General features: G+C 73.4%; 21 protein-coding genes. 11 read left to right on the top strand and 10 right to left on the bottom strand.

Annotated elements, in window-relative coordinates:
* The first annotated feature begins 62 nt into the window (after nt 1–62).
* On the top strand, nt 63–1004 hold the full coding sequence (locus ACSDG8_RS24800; protein WP_439427270.1) for a phospholipase D family protein: 942 nt from the start codon (nt 63–65) through the stop codon (nt 1002–1004).
* Between the two features lie 30 nt (nt 1005–1034).
* Nucleotides 1035–1451 (top strand): hypothetical protein, encoded by a 417-nt coding sequence (locus ACSDG8_RS24795; protein WP_439427269.1) that lies wholly within the window; start codon nt 1035–1037, stop codon nt 1449–1451.
* Nucleotides 1452–1590: 139 nt separating this feature from the next.
* Here the strand turns inward: ACSDG8_RS24795 and ACSDG8_RS24790 are convergent, their stop codons facing one another.
* Nucleotides 1591–1791, bottom strand: coding sequence for a type II toxin-antitoxin system RelE family toxin (locus tag ACSDG8_RS24790; protein WP_439428073.1), 201 nt, complete (start codon nt 1789–1791; stop codon nt 1591–1593).
* Nucleotides 1792–1868: 77 nt separating this feature from the next.
* Nucleotides 1869–2138, bottom strand: a complete 270-nt coding sequence (locus ACSDG8_RS24785) for a type II toxin-antitoxin system prevent-host-death family antitoxin (RefSeq protein ID WP_439427268.1) — start codon at nt 2136–2138, stop codon at nt 1869–1871.
* A gap of 115 nt (nt 2139–2253) precedes the next feature.
* Here ACSDG8_RS24785 and ACSDG8_RS24780 point away from each other — a divergent pair, with 115 nt between their 5' ends.
* Nucleotides 2254–3393: a site-2 protease family protein gene (locus ACSDG8_RS24780; protein WP_439427267.1), complete on the top strand. Its 1140-nt coding sequence runs from the start codon at nt 2254–2256 to the stop codon at nt 3391–3393.
* A 2-nt stretch (nt 3394–3395) separates the two neighbouring features.
* On the opposite strand, the gene ACSDG8_RS24775 is transcribed toward ACSDG8_RS24780, so the two are convergent.
* Nucleotides 3396–4622, bottom strand: a complete 1227-nt coding sequence (locus tag ACSDG8_RS24775; protein ID WP_282100737.1) for an FAD-binding protein — start codon at nt 4620–4622, stop codon at nt 3396–3398.
* Nucleotides 4623–4689: 67 nt separating this feature from the next.
* On the opposite strand from ACSDG8_RS24775, the gene ACSDG8_RS24770 reads away from it, so the two are divergent.
* A complete protein-coding gene (locus tag ACSDG8_RS24770; protein WP_210942782.1) occupies nt 4690–5061 on the top strand; it encodes a hypothetical protein in 372 nt (123 codons plus the stop codon).
* Between the two features lie 156 nt (nt 5062–5217).
* Here ACSDG8_RS24770 and ACSDG8_RS24765 read toward each other — a convergent pair whose 3' ends face one another.
* Entirely contained in the window at nt 5218–6147 is a 930-nt protein-coding gene (locus ACSDG8_RS24765) for an LLM class F420-dependent oxidoreductase (protein WP_210942781.1), read from the bottom strand.
* A gap of 87 nt (nt 6148–6234) precedes the next feature.
* On the opposite strand from ACSDG8_RS24765, the gene ACSDG8_RS24760 reads away from it, so the two are divergent.
* Complete coding sequence (locus tag ACSDG8_RS24760) at nt 6235–6543, top strand: ArsR/SmtB family transcription factor (protein WP_307856183.1); 309 nt, start codon at nt 6235–6237, stop codon at nt 6541–6543.
* A gap of 3 nt (nt 6544–6546) precedes the next feature.
* Entirely contained in the window at nt 6547–7077 is a 531-nt protein-coding gene (locus ACSDG8_RS24755; RefSeq protein ID WP_210942779.1) for an SRPBCC family protein, read from the top strand.
* 9 nt (nt 7078–7086) lie between these two features.
* On the opposite strand, the gene ACSDG8_RS24750 is transcribed toward ACSDG8_RS24755, so the two are convergent.
* Nucleotides 7087–7470: a hypothetical protein gene (locus ACSDG8_RS24750; RefSeq protein ID WP_043329122.1), complete on the bottom strand. Its 384-nt coding sequence runs from the start codon at nt 7468–7470 to the stop codon at nt 7087–7089.
* Nucleotides 7471–7595: 125 nt separating this feature from the next.
* Here ACSDG8_RS24750 and ACSDG8_RS24745 point away from each other — a divergent pair, with 125 nt between their 5' ends.
* On the top strand, nt 7596–8552 hold the full coding sequence (locus ACSDG8_RS24745; protein ID WP_210942778.1) for an ATP-binding cassette domain-containing protein: 957 nt from the start codon (nt 7596–7598) through the stop codon (nt 8550–8552).
* Entirely contained in the window at nt 8549–9373 is an 825-nt protein-coding gene (locus ACSDG8_RS24740; protein ID WP_184687335.1) for an ABC transporter permease, read from the top strand. The genes ACSDG8_RS24745 and ACSDG8_RS24740 overlap by 4 nt, the downstream gene beginning before the upstream one ends.
* A gap of 16 nt (nt 9374–9389) precedes the next feature.
* Here ACSDG8_RS24740 and ACSDG8_RS24735 read toward each other — a convergent pair whose 3' ends face one another.
* Nucleotides 9390–12539, bottom strand: coding sequence for a BTAD domain-containing putative transcriptional regulator (locus ACSDG8_RS24735; RefSeq protein ID WP_439427266.1), 3150 nt, complete (start codon nt 12537–12539; stop codon nt 9390–9392).
* Nucleotides 12540–12586: 47 nt separating this feature from the next.
* On the opposite strand from ACSDG8_RS24735, the gene ACSDG8_RS24730 reads away from it, so the two are divergent.
* Nucleotides 12587–13279 carry a hypothetical protein gene (locus ACSDG8_RS24730; RefSeq protein ID WP_370013352.1) on the top strand — a complete coding sequence of 231 codons (693 nt, stop codon included), beginning with the start codon at nt 12587–12589 and terminating at the stop codon, nt 13277–13279.
* 23 nt (nt 13280–13302) lie between these two features.
* On the opposite strand, the gene ACSDG8_RS24725 is transcribed toward ACSDG8_RS24730, so the two are convergent.
* A complete protein-coding gene (locus ACSDG8_RS24725; RefSeq protein WP_184687341.1) occupies nt 13303–14073 on the bottom strand; it encodes a GNAT family N-acetyltransferase in 771 nt (256 codons plus the stop codon).
* Nucleotides 14074–14230: 157 nt separating this feature from the next.
* On the opposite strand from ACSDG8_RS24725, the gene ACSDG8_RS24720 reads away from it, so the two are divergent.
* Nucleotides 14231–14698, top strand: coding sequence for an SRPBCC family protein (locus ACSDG8_RS24720; protein WP_116507828.1), 468 nt, complete (start codon nt 14231–14233; stop codon nt 14696–14698).
* A gap of 124 nt (nt 14699–14822) precedes the next feature.
* Here the strand turns inward: ACSDG8_RS24720 and ACSDG8_RS24715 are convergent, their stop codons facing one another.
* Nucleotides 14823–15407 (bottom strand): GNAT family N-acetyltransferase, encoded by a 585-nt coding sequence (locus ACSDG8_RS24715; RefSeq protein WP_116507830.1) that lies wholly within the window; start codon nt 15405–15407, stop codon nt 14823–14825.
* A 108-nt stretch (nt 15408–15515) separates the two neighbouring features.
* On the opposite strand from ACSDG8_RS24715, the gene ACSDG8_RS24710 reads away from it, so the two are divergent.
* Complete coding sequence (locus tag ACSDG8_RS24710; RefSeq protein WP_116507832.1) at nt 15516–15950, top strand: hypothetical protein; 435 nt, start codon at nt 15516–15518, stop codon at nt 15948–15950.
* A gap of 143 nt (nt 15951–16093) precedes the next feature.
* Here the strand turns inward: ACSDG8_RS24710 and ACSDG8_RS24705 are convergent, their stop codons facing one another.
* Nucleotides 16094–16588, bottom strand: coding sequence for a hypothetical protein (locus ACSDG8_RS24705; RefSeq protein ID WP_116507834.1), 495 nt, complete (start codon nt 16586–16588; stop codon nt 16094–16096).
* Complete coding sequence (locus ACSDG8_RS24700; protein WP_116507836.1) at nt 16585–17091, bottom strand: SigE family RNA polymerase sigma factor; 507 nt, start codon at nt 17089–17091, stop codon at nt 16585–16587. Before ACSDG8_RS24700 ends, ACSDG8_RS24705 begins: the two co-directional genes overlap by 4 nt.
* Nucleotides 17092–17188: the final 97 nt, after the last annotated feature.

The following is a 17188-nucleotide window of genomic DNA, read 5'->3' as shown; positions in this document are numbered from 1 at the left end:
GACGACCGTCGCTGCCCGCCACGGCATCGACCACAATGGTCGGTAGGTGCAACGATGCGACAATGATTCGGCTGATCGCGGACGATACCTGGGACGGCCTCGACAGCTACCTGCGTCAGGCCACCCGGAAACGGGCCGCCATCGCCTACATCGGGTCGGCCGCCGCTGAACTGCTCAAGCTCGTCCATGGTGATCTGATCATCGTTAACGGGTCCGACGCGGCGCTCCGCGGCGGTCTCGTCCATCCGACCGTTATCGACGCCTGGCTCGCCGCAGGTGTCGAGGTGCGCTCGCTCTGTGATCTACACGCCAAGGTGATGCTTCTGGAGGGCAGGCGAACCCGGGCGGTGGTCGGCTCGGCCAACGCCTCGGCCAACTCCCGGGATCAGCTACGGGAGGCCGCAGTCGTCACCGACGACAGCGGGATGTGCGCCCAGGTAGCCGATCAGTTGGATGTGTGGCAGGCCGAAAGCGACGAGATCGACGCGAATTGGCTTGTGCACGCAAGGACTGTCTACCGTCCGCCGGCTGTCGCTCCGCGGCCCCGCACCCACCGTCGACTGCCCCGCCTCTGGGTGGGCATGGCGGTCAACGAAACGACTGCGCTCCCAGGTAAAGCGGCGGTGGTTGCGGAGAGGCTGGAACAGCGACACGGACGTGGGACTGTCTTCCCTTGGTGCATGTACCGGGGCGATGAGCTGACCGTTCGCCAGGGAGACGACGTCATCATTGTCGACGTCGGTGCCGTCGAGCAGAAGCCCCGCCGCAACTCACGGACCTGGCCACCGGCCAGGGTGGCGCGAGTCGTGACCGAACCTCGACGCCGCCCGGTAGCCCTTCTGGTCTGGTCGCAGAGCGAGCCCGAGTCACGAACCTTCACGGAGGTGGAGAAGGCGGTCCAGGCAGCCGGCGGCAGGATCGATTGGGACAAGCCGTTCCAAGCCCATTCCCCCGCGGCGAAGGCCCTCCGCAAACTCTGGCCGGTCTCAGACGAGCGGCCGTAGCCCCAAGGACAAGGCTTCAGGGAGGATCCGGTGCCCACCCACCAGCAAACCCACCAAGCGGGTCGTCATCTTGCCGTCGGTCACGCCCTTCTGCGCGGCTATCGAGCGGAACTCGTCGGCGCGCAGACATTCATCAATGTCAACGGTCGCCGCGCCGCAGTGATGGTGGCGGGCAAGGGCGCCTGGATGATCGCGGACATCGGCAAGTTCACCAGCAGCACCATCGGAACGTACGTGCTGGTGGACGTCTCCAGGATTCATCCTCGATTCTTCGTCGCGCCCGGCGACGACCTCCGACGTGATGTGCGACTACGACACCAGCAGTTCATGGACCGGGTAGGCGTCAGGCCGCGCAACAGCGAGAGCCAGCACACCAAGATCGAGCCGCAGGACGTCGCCCGATGGGAGGACGACTGGGCGGCCTTCGAGCGTGCAGACGGCACGTAGACCCTGGATCCGACAAGCCTTGTATCGGCCCCACTAGGTCTCTGATCGACCGCTGGACCCGACAGGGCTCCACACGATCCTGCGCTGGCCCAACTACCTGCACGCCCTCCTCATCAGCCCTCGAATCCCCGCCGGGAGATTAGAGCGTGTCGTAGACATCGCCGCGGTGGCCGAGGTGGACCACGAGGACAATCAGTTCACGATCGCGGACGGTATAGATGATGCGGTAGTCGCCGACCCTGATGCGCAGTAGACCGGGATGTCCAGCGAGCGCCTTGACCCCGGCCGGACGGGGCTCGGTGGCCAGCGAGGCGAGGGCGGCGACAAGGCGGGCCTGCACGGGTCGATCGAGCTTGCGCAGCAATTTGGCAGCGACTCGATCGATCTGGACGGCGAAGACCGGTTCCAGTTGCGGGGTCACAGGCCGAGTTCGTCGCGCAGGTCGGCCAGCGGGACGGGGGTGTCGCCGGCTTCGATGCGGGCCAGGGCATCGCGGGCCGCCGAGACGTCCACGGCGTCCTCGCCTCGCTCGATCGCTTCGGCAAGCTCGGCCGGGACGATGGCCGCCAGGCGCTGCCCCCGGCGGGTCACGTAGGTGATCCGCCCGGCGTAGTGGGCACGCGATACGACATCCGCGAGGCTGTCTCGGGCATCGGAAATCGGGAGCTCGGCGGCGGGTTCACTCATACCCCGATCGTACAACTCGTACGACTCGTACGACTCGTACAAGTGCAGCAGTGATGTCAACTGCCCGCCCTTCCGGCCCTGGTGTGCGGGTGGGTGCGCCGGGTATGACGGAAACATGAGGGCGAGTTTCCGTCTGGGTCGGATCGCTGGCGTACCGGTCGGCGTCAACTGGAGTGTCCTGGTCATCTTCGTGCTGATCGCGTGGGCGCTGTCGGCGAGCCTGTTCCCCGCCTCGTACCCCGGTCACTCCCCCGTCGCCTACTTCGCGGCCGGCCTGGCCGCCGCCGTGGTCTTCTTCGTTGGCCTGCTCGCCCACGAGGTGGCGCACGCGGTGGTCGCCAAGCGCAACGGCATCGAGGTCGAGGGCATCACGCTTTGGCTGTTCGGCGGCGTCGCCGAGCTGAAGGGCGAGGCGAAGGACCCGGGCGCAGAGCTGCGGATCGCCGGGGTCGGGCCGCTGGTCAGCCTGCTCCTCGGCGTGTTCTTCGCGGCGATCGCGGTGGCCGTCGCCGCGGCGGGCGGGCACGGGCTGCTGCTCGGCGCGCTGGCCTGGCTGGCGGGCATCAACGTGCTGCTGGCGATCTTCAACGTGCTGCCCGCCGCCCCGCTGGACGGCGGGCGGCTGCTGCGCGCGGCGGTCTGGAAGTTCACCGGCGACCGGACCAAGGCGTCGGTGGTGGCGGCCCGCGCGGGCTGGGTGCTCGGCGTGGTGCTGATCGGGCTGGGGCTGTGGCGGTTCTTCACCGGCGCCGGGTTCGGCGGGCTCTGGCTGGCGCTGATCGGCTGGTTCCTGCTAGGCGCCGCCGGCCAGGAGGAACGCGCGGCCCGGATGGGCGACGCGCTGCGCGGCATCCGGGTGGGCGACGTGATGACGCCGCAGCCGCAGACCGCGTCCGGCGACCTCACGGTGGCCGACTTCGTCGACCACTACCTTTTCGCGTACCGGCACTCGGCGCTGCCGCTCACCGTCGACGGCAGGCCGGTCGGTCTGGTCACGCTCGCCCGGGTACGCGGCATCGCGGCGGACCGCCGCGCCTCGACCACGCTGGCCGAGGTGTCCTGCCGGGCCGACGAGCTGGTGCTCGCCCGCCCGGAAGAACAGCTCACCGACCTGCTGCCCCGGCTCAACGAGTGCACCGACGGCCGGGCGCTCGTGGTGATCGACGACCAGTTGGTCGGCATCGTCTCGCCCAGCGACATCAGCCGGGCGGTCCAGCGCGGCAGCCTGCGCCAGCAGGCGCCCGCCGGACGCTGAGCTCAGTCCCGGGGGAAGTAGCGGTCCATCTCGGCGGTGCGGAACTTCCCCTTCGGGTCGAACTCGCGCAGCAGCGCGGCGAAGTCCTCATGCCGGGGGTACGCGGCGGCCGGATCGCGCTCGAACAGCTTGCCCCAGTGCGGGCGCGGCGCGAACGGGGCGAGCCGCTCCTCCACCTCGGCCAGCACCGGCGCGACAGCCACCGGGTCACCGATCCAGGTGAAGTGCAGCGCCAGCGAGTCGCGCCGGAAGTTCGGGCTCAGCCACAGCTCGTCGGCGGCGATCGTCCGCAGCTCGCAGATCTGGAGCACGGCGGCGATCCGGTCGGCGACCGGGTCGAGCGCGGCGAGCGCCGCCGTCGCGTCGCTGCGCGCCACGTGCCACTCGGACTGCAACTCGTCGCCGCTGCTGGGCGTGAAGCCGAGCCGGAAGTGCGGCAGCCGCTCGTGCCACGGCCCCGGCTCGCCGAGCTGCGCCGTGCAGTGCTCCGGTGACATGCCGGGCACCGGGTGCCGGGGCGAGTCGGCGGCCACCGTGTCCAGCCAGTCGGCGGGCGGCGAGGCCTGGTCGGCGTACTGCTTCACCCACACCTGGTCGAAGCGCTCCGAACGCCACGAGGTGAAGACGCTGACGCTGTACGCGGCGTCCAGCGCCTCGTCCAGCGCCGCGCGGGGCAGGCCGAGGCGGACGTGCTGGCGCACCGCGTACGTGGGCACCACGTCGAGCGTGAGCCGGGTGACCACGCCCAGCGCGCCCAGGTTGACCACCAGCCCGGCGAAGCGCGGATCGGTCCGGTCGACGGTGATCAGATCGCCGTCGGCGGTGACGATTTCCAGCGCGGCGACGGCGGCGGCGAGGTTGCGGTTCCGCGCGCCGGAGCCATGGGTGGCGGTGGCGACCGAGCCGGCCACCGAGATGTGCGGCAGCGACGCGAGGTTCGCCAGCGCGTACCCCTGAGCCTGAAGCGCGGTGGCGAGGTCGCCGTAGCGGACGCCGGCCCCGACGGTGACGGTGCTGCGGTCCGGGTCGAGCGCGACGGCGGGCGGCAGGCCGTCCAGCGCGATCTGGGTGCCGGTGGTGTCGCCGAGCCGGTTGAACGAGTGGCCGGTCCCGACGGCCCGGACCAGGTCGGCGTCCGCGACCAGCCGGCGCAGCTCGTCGGTCGAGGTCGGCCGCGATCGGGTACGCGCCGACCAGCTGACGTTTCCGGCCCAGTTGGTGTCCGTCATGCGCTGCATCATCCGCCATCATGCGCCGGCAGGGTTGCCCCGGCCACTCGGCGGGAATCCTGGCGGGATGAGCAGCTACCGCGACCCGAGCCTCCGCGGCGACGTGTACCCGTCGGAGGAGGAGATCGACCCGACCGGCGTGGACCCCGACCTCACCGGCGCGGGGCCTTCCGCGACCGCGCCGGTTCCGGGGCCCACGCCGGAGCCCGAGCCCGCCCCGGTGCCCCACCCGGGGCCACCGCCGCGCCAGGCGTCGGGCCGGTCGATCGTGACCCGGCACCTGGACGGCTCCGTCGAGGTGGTGACGGACCTGGACGGCGACGGCGTGGCCGACGTGGTGCAGATCGACCTGGACGGCGACGGCGTACCGGACGTGACGTACCTGGACAGCGACCGCGACGGCCGCCTCGACACGGTCCGCCGCGCCACAGCAGGCTGACACCCGCCGCCACCCCGCCCCGCCGCGCCCCCGCCACGCCCCAGCTCGCCGATCTTGGAGTTGTGGCGCCCCGGATTGTTGCCTTATGCGGGTTTTGTCAGGGACCACAACTCCAAGATCGGCGGGGCCTCGCGAGCGGGGCGAGGGCAGCGCGGGTCAGAGCTGGGGCATCACCTCGGCGGCTACCAGCTCCAGGTGGTCCAGGTCGGCCAGGTCGAGCACCTGGAGGTAGATCCGGGAGCTGCCGGTCTCGGCGTACCTGCCGATCGTCTCGACCACCTCGGCGGGCGTGCCGGCGGCGCCGTTCGCGCGCAGCTCGTCCGGGTCGCGGCCGATCGCCTCGGCGCGGCGCTTCACCTCGGCCTCGTTGCGACCGCAGCAGAGCACGAGCGCGTTGGACCAGGCCATCGTGGACGGGTCGCGGTCGATCTCGGCGCAGGCGTCGCGTACCCGCTGGAACTGCGTGACGGTGTCCTCGACCGAGGCGAACGGCAGGTTGAACTCGTCGGCGTACCGGGCGGCCAGGCGGGGCGTGCGCTTCGGTCCCATGCCGCCGAGCAGGATCGGCGGTCGGGGGCGCTGCACCGGCTTGGGCAGCGCGGGCGAGTCACTGACCGGGTAGTACGTGCCGGGGAAGTCGAACGTGGAGCCCGCCGGGGTGGACCAGAGCCCGGTGATGACAGCGAGCTGCTCCTCCAGTCGGTCGAACCGCTCCCCCAGCGGCGGGAACGGGATGCCGTACGCGGTGTGCTCCTCGGCGTACCAGCCGGTGCCGATGCCCAGCTCGATCCGGCCGCCGCTCATCTGGTCGACCTGCGCCACGGTGATCGCCAGCGGGCCGGGCAGCCGGAACGTGGCGGCGGTCATCAGCGTGCCGAGCCGGATGCGGGTGGTGTCGCGGGCCAGACCGGCGAGCGTGGTCCACGCGTCGGTCGGGCCGGGGTCACCGCTCACCGAACCCATCTTCAGGTAGTGGTCGGAGCGGAAGAACGCGGCGAAGCCGGTCTCCTCCGCGCGGCGGGCCACCGCGAGAAGCTGGTCGTATGTGGCGCCCTGCTGGGGCTCGGTGAAGATCCGCAGTTCCATGCCCCGAGCATATGGAGCCGGCCGGGCCCCGGCAGCGCGACCTGCCATTCCTTGCCAGGCATATAACTGATGAGGCATATTGGCTGGGTGACAGTCGACGCCTTCGCCGTGCTGGCCGAGCCCTCCCGGCGCCGCATCCTGGATCGGCTGCGCCGGTCGGAGAGCAGCGTCGGCGAGCTGGTCGACGCGCTGGGCATGAGCCAGCCGGCCGTCTCCAAGCACCTGCGCGTGCTCCGTGACGCCGGCCTGGTCACCTGCCGTACCGCCGCGCAGCGGCGGATCTACCGCGTCGACCCGGCGCCGCTGCGAGCGGTGGACGACTGGCTCGGGCCGTACCGGTCGATGTGGACCGCGCACCTCGACGCCCTGGAACGCCATCTCGACAGTCAGGAGTGACAGATGGACCGCGACACGTTCCGTCCCGGCCCGCTCGCCCGAGTGGAGCTGGAACCCGCGAACGACAGGTGGGATCTGGTCTTCGTCCGCGACCTGCGGCACCCGCCGGAGAAGGTGTGGGCCGCGCTCACCGACCCGGATCAGCTCGCCGAGTGGGCGCCGTTCCTGGCCGACCGCGACCTGAGCCGCCCCGGTGACGCCGTGCTCAGCACCGTCGACGGCGAGCAGGCCCACCCGGCGCCGGCCCGGGTGCTGCGCGCCGACCGGCCACGCCTGCTGGAGTACACCTGGGGCGACGACCTGCTCCGCTGGGAGCTGACGGCTACCGGCGACGGCACCACGCTCACGCTGCGACACCGGGTCGGCGGTCCCGACCTCGCCGCGATGACTGCTGCCGGCTGGCACCTCTGCCTCGACGTCGCCGCCCGTCTGCTCGACGGCGACCCGGTCGGCCCGATCCGGGGCGCGGAGGCGAAGGACTTCGGCTGGGCGGAGCTGCGCGACGCGTACGCCGAACGCCTGAACCGCGACTGACGACGGCCGTCACCCGGTGCGGCGGCGCAGCCACCCGGCGGCGCCGCCGACCAGCGTCGTCCCGATGGTCGTGCCGATGGCCACCAGCGCCGCCCCGACCGCCCACAGGCCGGTGTCGTCGGTCGAGGCGGCGTGCACCGCCCACGGGACCGTGAACGCCACCGTCATCACTGTCGCCACCAGCCAGATGTTCAGCCACCAGCCGGCGACGGCGGCCAGCGCGCCCAGGGTCAGCACCGCGGCGGCGACCTGCCAGACCGCGTACGGCCCGCTCATGTCGCCGGTCTGCGGGTCCACGGTCCAGCCGGACTCCCAGCTCAGCCAGGCTACCCACGCGCCGGCCGTGGCCAGCGCCAGGAACAGACCGCCGAGCAGCGTACGTCTCGTTGTCACGCCTTCGATCCTGCCCGGCCGGCGGGGCGGGCGAATGAGCACGCGTACTCGATTTCCGCCTGCGCACACGACGGTGTGCGCGGCGTGTGCGCCCGGTGCCAGCGGCCCCGGCCATCGTCGGCGTCATGAGTTACGCATTCGAGGCAGAGGGCCTGGTCAAGCGGTTCGGTACGACGACCGCGCTGGCCGGGATCGACCTCGCCGCACGCCGGGGGACCGTGCTGGGGGTGCTGGGGCCCAACGGCGCCGGCAAGACCACAGCGGTGCGGATCCTCGCCACACTGTTGCGCCCGGACGAGGGGCGCGCCACTGTCGGCGGCCACGACGTGGTCACCGACGCCGCCCGGGTACGGCGGCTGATCGGGCTGACCGGCCAGTACGCCTCGGTCGACGAGGACCTGACCGGCACCCAGAACCTGGTGCTGATCGGCCGGCTGCTCGACCTGAGCCGCAACGAGGCCCGGGCGCGGGCGGCGGAGCTGCTCGCCTGGTTCGGCCTGACCGACGCGGCCGGACGCCCGGCCAAGACGTACTCCGGTGGCATGCGCCGCCGCCTGGACCTGGCCGCGAGCCTGGTCGGCCGACCGGAGGTGATCTACCTGGACGAGCCGACGACCGGGCTGGACCCGGCCAAGCGGGAGGAGATGTGGGGCGTGGTCCGCTCGCTCGTCGACGACGGGTCGACGGTGCTGCTGACCACGCAGTACCTGGACGAGGCGGACGCGCTCGCCGACGAGATCTCGGTGATCGACCACGGGCGGGTGATCGCGCACGGTACGCCGGGCGAGCTGAAGCGGATCGCCGGCAGTCAGACGATCGTGGTCCGGCCGACCGATCCGGGCCGGATCGGCGCGGTCGCCGAGATCCTGCGCGCCGCCACCGGGACCGATCCCGAGCTGCCCCGGCCGGGCGTGCTCACCGTGCCGGTGGACGACGACGCCACCTTCACCGGCGTGGTCCGCCGGCTCGATGACGCCGGCATCGGGGTGGTCGAACTGGCGCTGCGGCTGCCCAGCCTCGACGAGGTGTTCTTCACGTTGACCGGCCACGGCGCCGAGGAGCCCACGGAGGTGGCGGCATGACCACGACGACCCGTACGGCGGCGACGCCGTCCCGGACCGGCGCCACCCACACCGCGGCCCGTCCGTTCGGGCTGGTCCGGCACAGTCTCGCGCTGGCCGGCCGCAGCCTGGTCAAGACGATCAGGACGCCGGAGCAACTGCTCGACGTCACGCTCCAGCCGATCGTCTTCGTGCTGATCTTCGTCTACCTGCTCGGCGGCGCGGTCGCCGGCTCGCAGCACGAGTACCTGCAGTTCCTGCTGCCCGCGATCATGGTGCAGACCGTGCTGTTCGCGTCCATCGCGACAGGCGTCAGCCTCAACACCGACGTGGAGAAGGGCGTCTTCGACAGGTTCCGCAGCCTGCCCATCGCCCGGTCCGCGCCGCTCGTCGGCTCGGTGGTCGGCGACCTGGTCCGGTTCGTGGTCTCCATCGTGGTGCTGCTGGGGTTCGGGTACGCGCTCGGCTTCCGGATCGGCACCGATCCGCTGTCCGCGCTCGCCGCCTGCCTGCTCACCATCGCGTTCGCGTTCGCGGTCAGCTGGATCGGTGTGCTGCTCGGGGTGCTGATGCGCAGCCCGGGCGCGGTGCAGGGCACGGCGTTCCTGCTGCTGTTCCCGCTGACCTTCGGCACCAACATGATGGTGCCGACGGACACGCTGCCCGGCTGGTTGCAGTGGTGGGTCGGGGTCAACCCGGTGGCCGACGTGATGGAGGCGGCGCGGGGTCTGATGATCGGTGGCCCGGTGGCCGGGCCGGTGACCCGGTCGTTGCTCTGGACCGTGGCGATCATCGCGGTGTTCGCGCCGCTCGCCGTCCGCGCCTACCGCCGCCGCGCCTGACCGGACCGCACGACGATCACCGAGCCGGGTCGCCGCCCACGAACGCGAGGGCGTCGGCCCGGCTGCGGCCGTGACCCCGGGCGTACGCGGCGGCGTATCCGTCCTCGCCCAGCTCGGCGCGCAGCCGCTCGGCGAGCCGCTGCGCGTCGGGGTTGGAGCGGTCCGGCCGCCCGCGCAGCGAGTCGGAGACGCCGAGCAGTTCGGCCGCCCGCTCGTACCGGCCCTCCGCCTCCGCCAGCGCCACCCGGCCAACCGTGATGATCGCGACCACCGGCATGTCCCGGGCGGCGAGGCTGCGGGTGGTCGCCTCGTCGAGGCAGCGGCGCGCTCCCGGCAGGTCACCGCGGGCAAGCGCCAGATGGCCCGTCTCGGCCAGCAGCAGGGCGCGGAACTGCGGGGCGACAAGCGGCGTCTCGGCCTGGCGGCGCATCGCCTCGGCGAGGCACTCCTGCGCCTCGTCCAGCGAGCCCTCGGAGCGGGCGATGCTGCCGAGCATCATCAGCCCGAACGCGCCGTCCCGGCCGTCCCGGTCGGTCACGAACCGGCGCAGCTCGGCCTTGGCGCCGGCCACGTCGCCGGAGCGGGCGCGGATGGCGGCGAGCCAGATCAGCTGGAAGCCCGGCTCCGAGGCCGGGTTGAGTTCCCGGGCCAGCCGCACCGACTCCTCCAGCGCCGCGGTCGCCGCGTCGAAGTCGCCGCGTTTGGTGAGCGCGTCCGCGTACTCGCTGAGCACGTGCGACAGGCTCATCCGCTCGCCGACCGCGCGCAGCTCCGCGGCGGCGACGGTCAGGTCACGCAGCATGCCCTCGGCGTCGCCGTCGTTCTCCTTGAACTTGCCGCGCATCCCCAGCAACGTGCCGTCGGTCCACGGGTCGGGGTGCCCGCGCGCCCGGTCGATCGCCGCGATCCCGGCCGCCGTGTCGTCGCCGAAGATCGACAGCATCGGTGCGAGCAGCCCCACGATCGGATGTTTGGTCCCCTCCGCCGCCCGCAGGGTCGTGGTCAGCTCGGCGATCTGCTCCGGCGTCGGCCCCTGCTCGCCGCGTGCCAGCTCCGCGCCGATGCGGATGGCGAGCACCACCGCCCGCTCCTCCGCCGGCGCCGGGCCGGGCAGCGCCAGCGCGCGGGCCAGCACGTCACCGCCGATGCCGCCGTCGTCGCCCCAGATCACCAGCGGCAACGCCAGCCCCGCGCCGATCCGCAGCGCGGTGTCGGCGTCACCGGCGTCGCAGGCGTAGTGCAGCGCGCCGACGACGTTCTCCCGTTCCGCCTCCAGCAGCCGCAGCCACGGCAGCTGACCGGCGGTGCGCAGGTGCGGCTCCGCGGTCCGGACCAGCTCCCGGAAGTACGCGGCGTGCGCGGCGCGCGCCCCGGCCGTCGCCCCGGCGGCGGCGAGCCGTTCCAGCCCGTACTCCCGGATGGTCTCCAGCATCCGGAACCGCCCGTCGCCGACGACCTGGAGCAGCGACTTGTCCACGAGCGCGTCGAGCAGCGCGGCGGCGGCCGGGCCGGCGACGCCGGCGGCCGAGTCGGCGGTGACCGACGCCGGGAAGACCGCGAGCCGTTCGGCGAGCCGCCGCTCGTCGTCGGTGAGCAGCCCCCAGCTCCAGTCCACCACCGCCCGCAGCGTGCGGTGCCGGGGCAGCGCGGTGCGGCTGCCGCCGGTCAGCAGCCGGAACCGGTCGTCCAGGCCGGCCGCGACCTGCTGCGGCGACAGCGTGCGCAGCCGCGCCGCGGCGAGTTCGATGGCCAGCGGCAGGCCGTCGAGCCGCCGGCAGATCTCCACCACGGCCGCCACGTTGTCGCCGGTCACCGCGAACCCGGCCCGCACTGCTGCGGCCCGGTCGCGCAGCAACTGCACCGACGGGTACGCGAGCGCGTCGTCCGGCGTGGCGTCCGCCGGTGGCAGCCGCAACGGCGGTACGGGGTCCAGCGCCTCACCGACGATGCCGAGCGGCTCCCGGGAGGTGGCCAGCACGCGCAGTCCCGGGCAGCGGCCGAGCAGTTCCTCGGCGAGCCGGGCGGCGGCCTCGACGACGTGTTCGCAGTTGTCCAGCACGATCAGCGTCTCGTCGGCGGCGATCGTCTCCACCAGGCGGCCGAGCGTGTCGCGGGCCGGCTGGCGTACCGGTTCCAGCGTCCGGTCCCGGCGGCCGGGCGTGTCGAGCACGGCCCGGGGCACGTCCGCCGGGTCGGTGATCGGCGCCAGCTCGACCAGCCACGCCCCGCCGGGCACGCCGTCGGCGAGCCGGCCCGCCGCCACGCTCGCCAGCCGCGTCTTGCCTGCCCCGCCCGGCCCGAGCAGGGTGACCAGCCGGTTGCCGGCGAGCAGCCCGGTGAGCCGGCGCAGGTCCTCGTCACGCCCGACGAACGTGGTGAGCGCGGCCCGCAGGTTGCCCCGCCGCGCCGCAGCCGTCGGCTGCTGCGGCGGGGCCGCCTCGCCGCGCAGCAGTTCCAGATGCGCGGCCCGCAACTGCGGCGACGGGTCGACGCCCAGCTCGTCGGCGAGCCGCTGCCGGATCCGCTCGTACGCCGCCAGCGCCTCGGCGGGCCGCCCGACGGCGGCGAGCGTGCGCAGGTGCAACTCGGCCAGCCGTTCCCGCAGCGGATGCGCGGCGGTCAGCTCCTCCAGCTCGGCGATGATCAGCTCCGGTCGCCCGGTGCGCAGCTCCGCATCGATCCGGTCCTCCTGCGCGGTGAGCCGCAGCTCCGCCAGCCGCGCCACCGCTGCCGCCGCGTACGGCGCGTCGGTGACCTCGGTCAGCGCCGGCCCGCGCCACAGCGCGAGCGCGTCGCGCAACGTCGTCCGCGCCGTCGCCGCGTCGCCGTCGCGCAGCGCCGTCCGCCCCTGCCGGGTCAGCCGCTCGAACCGCCCGGCGTCCACGTCGTCCGGGTCGAGGTCGAGCCGGTAACCGGCCGGGCTGCTGCGTACGCCGAGGCCGGGCACCGCCCGCCGCAGCCGCGACACGAGCGTCTGCACCGCGTTCGCGGTGTCGGTCGGTGGCTCGTCGCCCCAGAGCGCCTCGGCCAGCGCGGGCACGCTCACCGGCCGGCCCGGATCCAGGGCGAGGCGGATCAGCAGCGCCCGCAGCCGCGCCCCGGCGACGTCGACCGGCCGATCGCCGTCGCGGACCTCAAGCGGCCCGAGGATCCCCACCCGCACCATGCCACTCTCTCATCCGCCGTCGAACCGATGGTGGCAAGATCGCGGGCGTGACGAGTGTGTCCCGCCCGCTGCCGCGGCTCGTGCCGGCCGAGGCGTTCGCGGACGTCCCCGCCGACCGGCTCTTGGCGGTGCTGGAGGCGGTCACGATGGTCCTCACGCTCCCCCACCGGGCCGCCGAGCGGGTGGACGCGCTGGTGGTGGCCACCGGCCAGGGCGAGGACTGGCGTCTCACCGACGCGATCCGCGCCTGGGAGACCGGCCCGGCGCTGCGGCACCTGCTGGTGGCGAACACCGACTCGGCCGAGCGGACCTACCGCCCGCTCACACTGGACCGGCTGCGCGGGCTCGGCCTGCGCCGGGTCGACGGGGTCGTGCTCCAGGCCGAGCCGGTCACCGGCACCGGCCGGCAGGCCACCTGGGTCGTGGAGCAGGTGCGGGCGCTGGGCATCGGCAGCGTCGCGCTCGTCGTCTCGCCGTACCACCTGGTCCGGGTCTATCTCACAGTGCTGCGGGCCTGCGACGACGCCGGCCTGCGGATCCCGATGGTTCCGCTGCCCGTGGCCGTCGCACCGGACGCCCCGGTGCCGGAGACCGGCGCGGCCGGGTACGACCTGGTGGCCGGCGAGGTCAGCCGGCTGCTCCGCTATCCCGGCCAGGGGTGGATCGCCACCCCGGAACGGCTACGCGACTACCTGCGCTGGCTCTGGTCCGAGCACCACCCTCTGCTCACCGGCGCCTGAACGTTTACCGCCCGGTCGGCGGGCTACGCGTCGGGGATCCGGACCGTGAGCACCCGGGTGAGAGTGCGGAAGCCGGCCGCGTCGTACATGCGGCGGGCCGGGTTGCCGTCGACCACCGACAGGCCGACGGACGGCAGTCCCGCCTCCCGCGCGCCACGCAACGCGTGGACGAGCAGCGCCCGGCCGAACCCGCGGCGCTGCGCGCGGGGCGCGACGCCGAGGTTGAGGATCCAGACGCAGTCGTCGTCGGTCCACGGCACCGGTCCGGCACACAGCACGTGCCCGGCGCTGCGGCCGTCCGGGTCGATCAGCCGGGCCGAGGCGGGCACCAGTGGCGGCACCGGCTCACCGGTGTCGAACATCGCCCGCACCTGTTCGGTGTCGCTGGGCTGCCAGCGGCCGTCCGGGTGGTCCGGGCCGTACGCCGCGTCCAGCCCTGTGGCGAGGTCGTCGTCCCAGCCGGGGGCGCCGAGCGACCAGCCGTCCGGCAGCGCCACCGGCTCGGGCACGTCGGTCAGGTCGTGCCGCATGTCAGTGGCGGCCCGGCTCAGCTCCAGCCCGTCGGCCACCAGCGCCGCCGCCAGCGCCTCGTCCGGCGTCTCCAGCCGATGCCCGGCGAGGTCATGCCGTACCTGCGCGACGAGCCGGGTGAGCGGCGCCTTGGGCAGCGGCCGGACGTCGGCCGCGACCCGCGTGCCGTCGTCATCCCGAAGCCGCATCCGGGCCAGCGGCGCGTCGTCGGCACCGAACAGCAGCGAGTCGTCAGGGGCGTCGGGGTGCGGTCGTACCGGCATTCGCGGCAGCGTACCGGGCGCACCCCGGTCCCGCTCCCCGTCGACCTTGGAGTTGTGGCGCCTGAATCGCCCTACTCGGCGACATTCGTCAACCACCACAACTCCAAGATCGACGAGTGCGCCCGCGAGCGGGTGGGCGCGGGCCTAGGGTTGGGGGGTGAGCAGGATCGATCGGGGCAGCAGGACGATCGCCGCCACTCCGGCAGCGGTGTACGGCGCGCTCGTCGACCGGGCCGCCCTGGAGGCGTGGCTGCCGCCGGACGGGATGCGCGGGCGGATCGAGCGGTGGGATCCCCGGCCCGGTGGCGGGTTCCGGATGGTGCTCACCTACCTCGACCCGGCGGGCAGCCCGGGCAAGACGTCGGACGCCACCGACGTGGTGGACGTCGGGTTCGCCGAACTCGTACCGGCGCGCCGGGTGACGCAGACGGCGGTGTTCCAGGCCGACGACCCGGCGTACGCGGGCACCATGACCATGACCTGGCACCTCGCGGCGGCCGGCGACGGCACCGAGGTGACAGTCACCGCCACCGGCGTACCGCCGGGCATCGACCAGACGGCACACGAGGAGGGCATCGCGTCCTCGCTGGCGCACCTGGCCGCGTACCTCGAACCGGGCGGCTGACCTCGGCGGACGCCGGGGTTGGCGGCGGTTTTTGCGGGCAGCCGCCGGCGGTGACCGGGCAGCGGGAGGGGCGCGACGGTGCTGCTCGGCGCGCTCTCCTCGTCCCGGCACACGCTGGGGGCCGTCAGGCGTCCCCGCGGACGCGGGCGTGCAGGTGCATGTCGTGCCGCCCGTCGTCGTGCACCGCCGCGCTGCGCTTCGTGCCCTCCAGCCGGAACCCGGCCTTGACCGCCACCCGGCACGACGCGACGTTGCCGGTCGAGTGGTCCAGCCAGAGCCGGTGCAGCCGGCCGTCGCCGAGCGCCCACGCGCTCACCGCCCGCAACGCGCCGGAGGCCACGCCCGCGCCACGGGCGGCCGGAACCACCCAGTACGCGCACCCGGCCTCGCCGTCGTCGAGGTTGAAGCCGCCCAGCACCATGCGGCCCACCACCGCGCCGTCGCGCGTCACCGCCCAGCTCGCGCCCGTCTCCTCCTGCCAGGAACGACGGAGGTGGGCGAACCACTGGAGGACCTGCTCCGGCGACGCGGGCCGGCGGGTGTGCCAGCGGCGGATCTCCGGATCCTGGTACGCGGCCAGGACGGCGGGCGCGTCCCCGTCCGCCCAGGGGCGCAGGACCAGGCCGCCCTCGGCGGGCAACGTCGGCTGCGGGCCGGTGGTGAGCGTGCCGGCGGGAACGGCGGGCGGTGTGGACACCGGAAAGCGCATGCCCGACTCTCCCCCTCGGACCACCCCGCGTGTCAATCCGGTTCAGATCGTCAGCAACCCTCCGTTGCGGGTGTCGCGAGGGGCCAGCCGCCCGGCTAGGGTGCGCCGGTGGCAGTGACGGCAGCGGGCGCCTTCCGGCGTACGCCAGGGGAACGGGCCGACCAGCGACTCGCCTGGAATCGCGCGGACCAGCCGTTCTTCGCAGCCGGGGCCTGCCACATCCTGGCCTGGGTGTGCCGGGACACCTATCCGGACCGGCCGATCGGCCTCGCGGGGTTGCGGTTCGCGGGCGAGCGCCAGGTCTTCCACGTGTACGCGACCTGGGCGGACTGGGCGTTCGACCACGCCGGGTGGAACCCGGAGGCGGACCTGCTCGCCGCCAACCGGGAGTTCGAGCGGCGCCCACTGGACCGGATCGCGATCGCAGGCGACCTCGCCACGTTCTGCCGGGCCCAGCATCACCGCACGCCGCACCAGTACTTCGGTGACCCACTCGCCCGCGCCCGCGACTATGTCAACCGGCATCCCCCGCCGTGGGCGTGACATCGTCCGGGATCCGGTCGGCCCCGGGCCGGCGCGGCACCGCATACCGGATGTGGGCCCGCTGCCGGGGCGGGCGCGGACGGGCTGGACCCGCCGTCGTCGGGGCGGGCCCAGCCTCGCGCCGGTCCGGAGGGGCGCGTCGATCAGCGCCGCTTCGGGCTCGGTGACAGGACGCCGGCGTCGTCGGGCCGTACGCCCGGATTGCTCGGGTCCTGCGGACCGATCGGGACCGGCGACGACGCGGCCGGCGGAGCCGGAAGCGCGCTGTCCGGCCTGGTCGGGTTTTCAGGGCCGACCGGGACCGGCGACGGCGCGGCCGGATTGCTCGGGTCCTCCGGGCCGACCGGGACCGGCGACGGCACGCCCGGCGGCGGATCGACGGGCTCGCTCCGGCCCGGCTGCGGGACGCTCGATCCCGGCTGCGGTGAGATCACGGCGTCGTCGCTCCGGCCGGCGTATGCGAACGGCGCGCTGATCACGAGCACCGCGAGGACGCCCGCCGCGCCTGCCGCCACCGTGTTGCGTCGACGGCTACGCGCGCGTCGTTCCGCCCTGGTCAATGAGTCCCGCACAGTCGGTGCCTCCTCGGCGATGTCGGTGAGGGTGGAGCGGAGCAGACCTTCGAACGGATCACTCATCGCTGCATCTCCAGAAGCTCGCTGTCCGGCAGGATCTGACGCAGTCGGGTGACCGCGCGGTGGGTCCGGCTGCGCACCGTCCCGACCGAGCAGCCCAGCAGTTCGGCGACCTGGGCCTCCGGCAGATCCTCGTAGTAGCGCAGGACCACGACGGTGCGCTGCGCCGGTGGCAGTTGCCACAGCGCCGCCCGCAGCGCCAGCCGGAGGTCCGTACCTCCGGCGGGGTCGGCCACCACCGGCTCGTGCCTGCCGACCGGCGACTCCCGGCGGCGGCGCAACCGTCGCCACCAGCTCACCTGCTCCCGGTACATGACGGCGCGGAGGTAGCCCTCCGGGTCGGCGTGCCGGATGGTCCGCCACTTCGGAATGATCTTCGACAGCGCCGACTGGAACAGGTCCTCGGCACTGCTGCGGTCACCGGTGAGCAGGTAGGCGACCCGTATCAGCGCCGGCGCCCGGCTCGCCACGAATTCGGCCAGCACCGCCCGCTCGTCCTCTTCCACCGCACCACCCTCTTCTCCTCTTTCACCAGTGACAGACGCGCGGGGAAGCCGCCGCTATCCCGAAATCGGCGAGCATGCTGCTCAAGGGTTCCGCCTA

Source organism: Micromonospora sp. LA-10, from assembly GCF_051853095.1.
Classification (GTDB): domain Bacteria; phylum Actinomycetota; class Actinomycetes; order Mycobacteriales; family Micromonosporaceae; genus Micromonospora; species Micromonospora echinospora_A.
The sequence above is the reverse complement of the archived record's forward strand: the minus strand, read 5'-3'. Positions and strand labels throughout refer to the sequence as shown.

Bases quoted from the DNA above. Each gene is read 5' to 3' on its own strand.
- ACSDG8_RS24800 (WP_439427270.1), top strand. From the start codon at position 63: ATGATTCGGCTGATCGCGGACGATACCTGGGACGGCCTCGACAGCTAC.
- ACSDG8_RS24785 (WP_439427268.1), bottom strand. From the start codon at position 2,138: ATGAGTGAACCCGCCGCCGAGCTCCCGATTTCCGATGCCCGAGACAGC.
- ACSDG8_RS24780 (WP_439427267.1), top strand. From the start codon at position 2,254: ATGAGGGCGAGTTTCCGTCTGGGTCGGATCGCTGGCGTACCGGTCGGC.
- ACSDG8_RS24775 (WP_282100737.1), bottom strand. From the start codon at position 4,622: ATGACGGACACCAACTGGGCCGGAAACGTCAGCTGGTCGGCGCGTACC.
- ACSDG8_RS24770 (WP_210942782.1), top strand. From the start codon at position 4,690: ATGAGCAGCTACCGCGACCCGAGCCTCCGCGGCGACGTGTACCCGTCG.
- ACSDG8_RS24765 (WP_210942781.1), bottom strand. From the start codon at position 6,147: ATGGAACTGCGGATCTTCACCGAGCCCCAGCAGGGCGCCACATACGAC.
- ACSDG8_RS24755 (WP_210942779.1), top strand. From the start codon at position 6,547: ATGGACCGCGACACGTTCCGTCCCGGCCCGCTCGCCCGAGTGGAGCTG.
- ACSDG8_RS24745 (WP_210942778.1), top strand. From the start codon at position 7,596: ATGAGTTACGCATTCGAGGCAGAGGGCCTGGTCAAGCGGTTCGGTACG.
- ACSDG8_RS24740 (WP_184687335.1), top strand. From the start codon at position 8,549: ATGACCACGACGACCCGTACGGCGGCGACGCCGTCCCGGACCGGCGCC.
- ACSDG8_RS24735 (WP_439427266.1), bottom strand. From the start codon at position 12,539: ATGGTGCGGGTGGGGATCCTCGGGCCGCTTGAGGTCCGCGACGGCGAT.
- ACSDG8_RS24725 (WP_184687341.1), bottom strand. From the start codon at position 14,073: ATGCCGGTACGACCGCACCCCGACGCCCCTGACGACTCGCTGCTGTTC.
- ACSDG8_RS24715 (WP_116507830.1), bottom strand. From the start codon at position 15,407: ATGCGCTTTCCGGTGTCCACACCGCCCGCCGTTCCCGCCGGCACGCTC.
- ACSDG8_RS24705 (WP_116507834.1), bottom strand. From the start codon at position 16,588: ATGAGTGATCCGTTCGAAGGTCTGCTCCGCTCCACCCTCACCGACATC.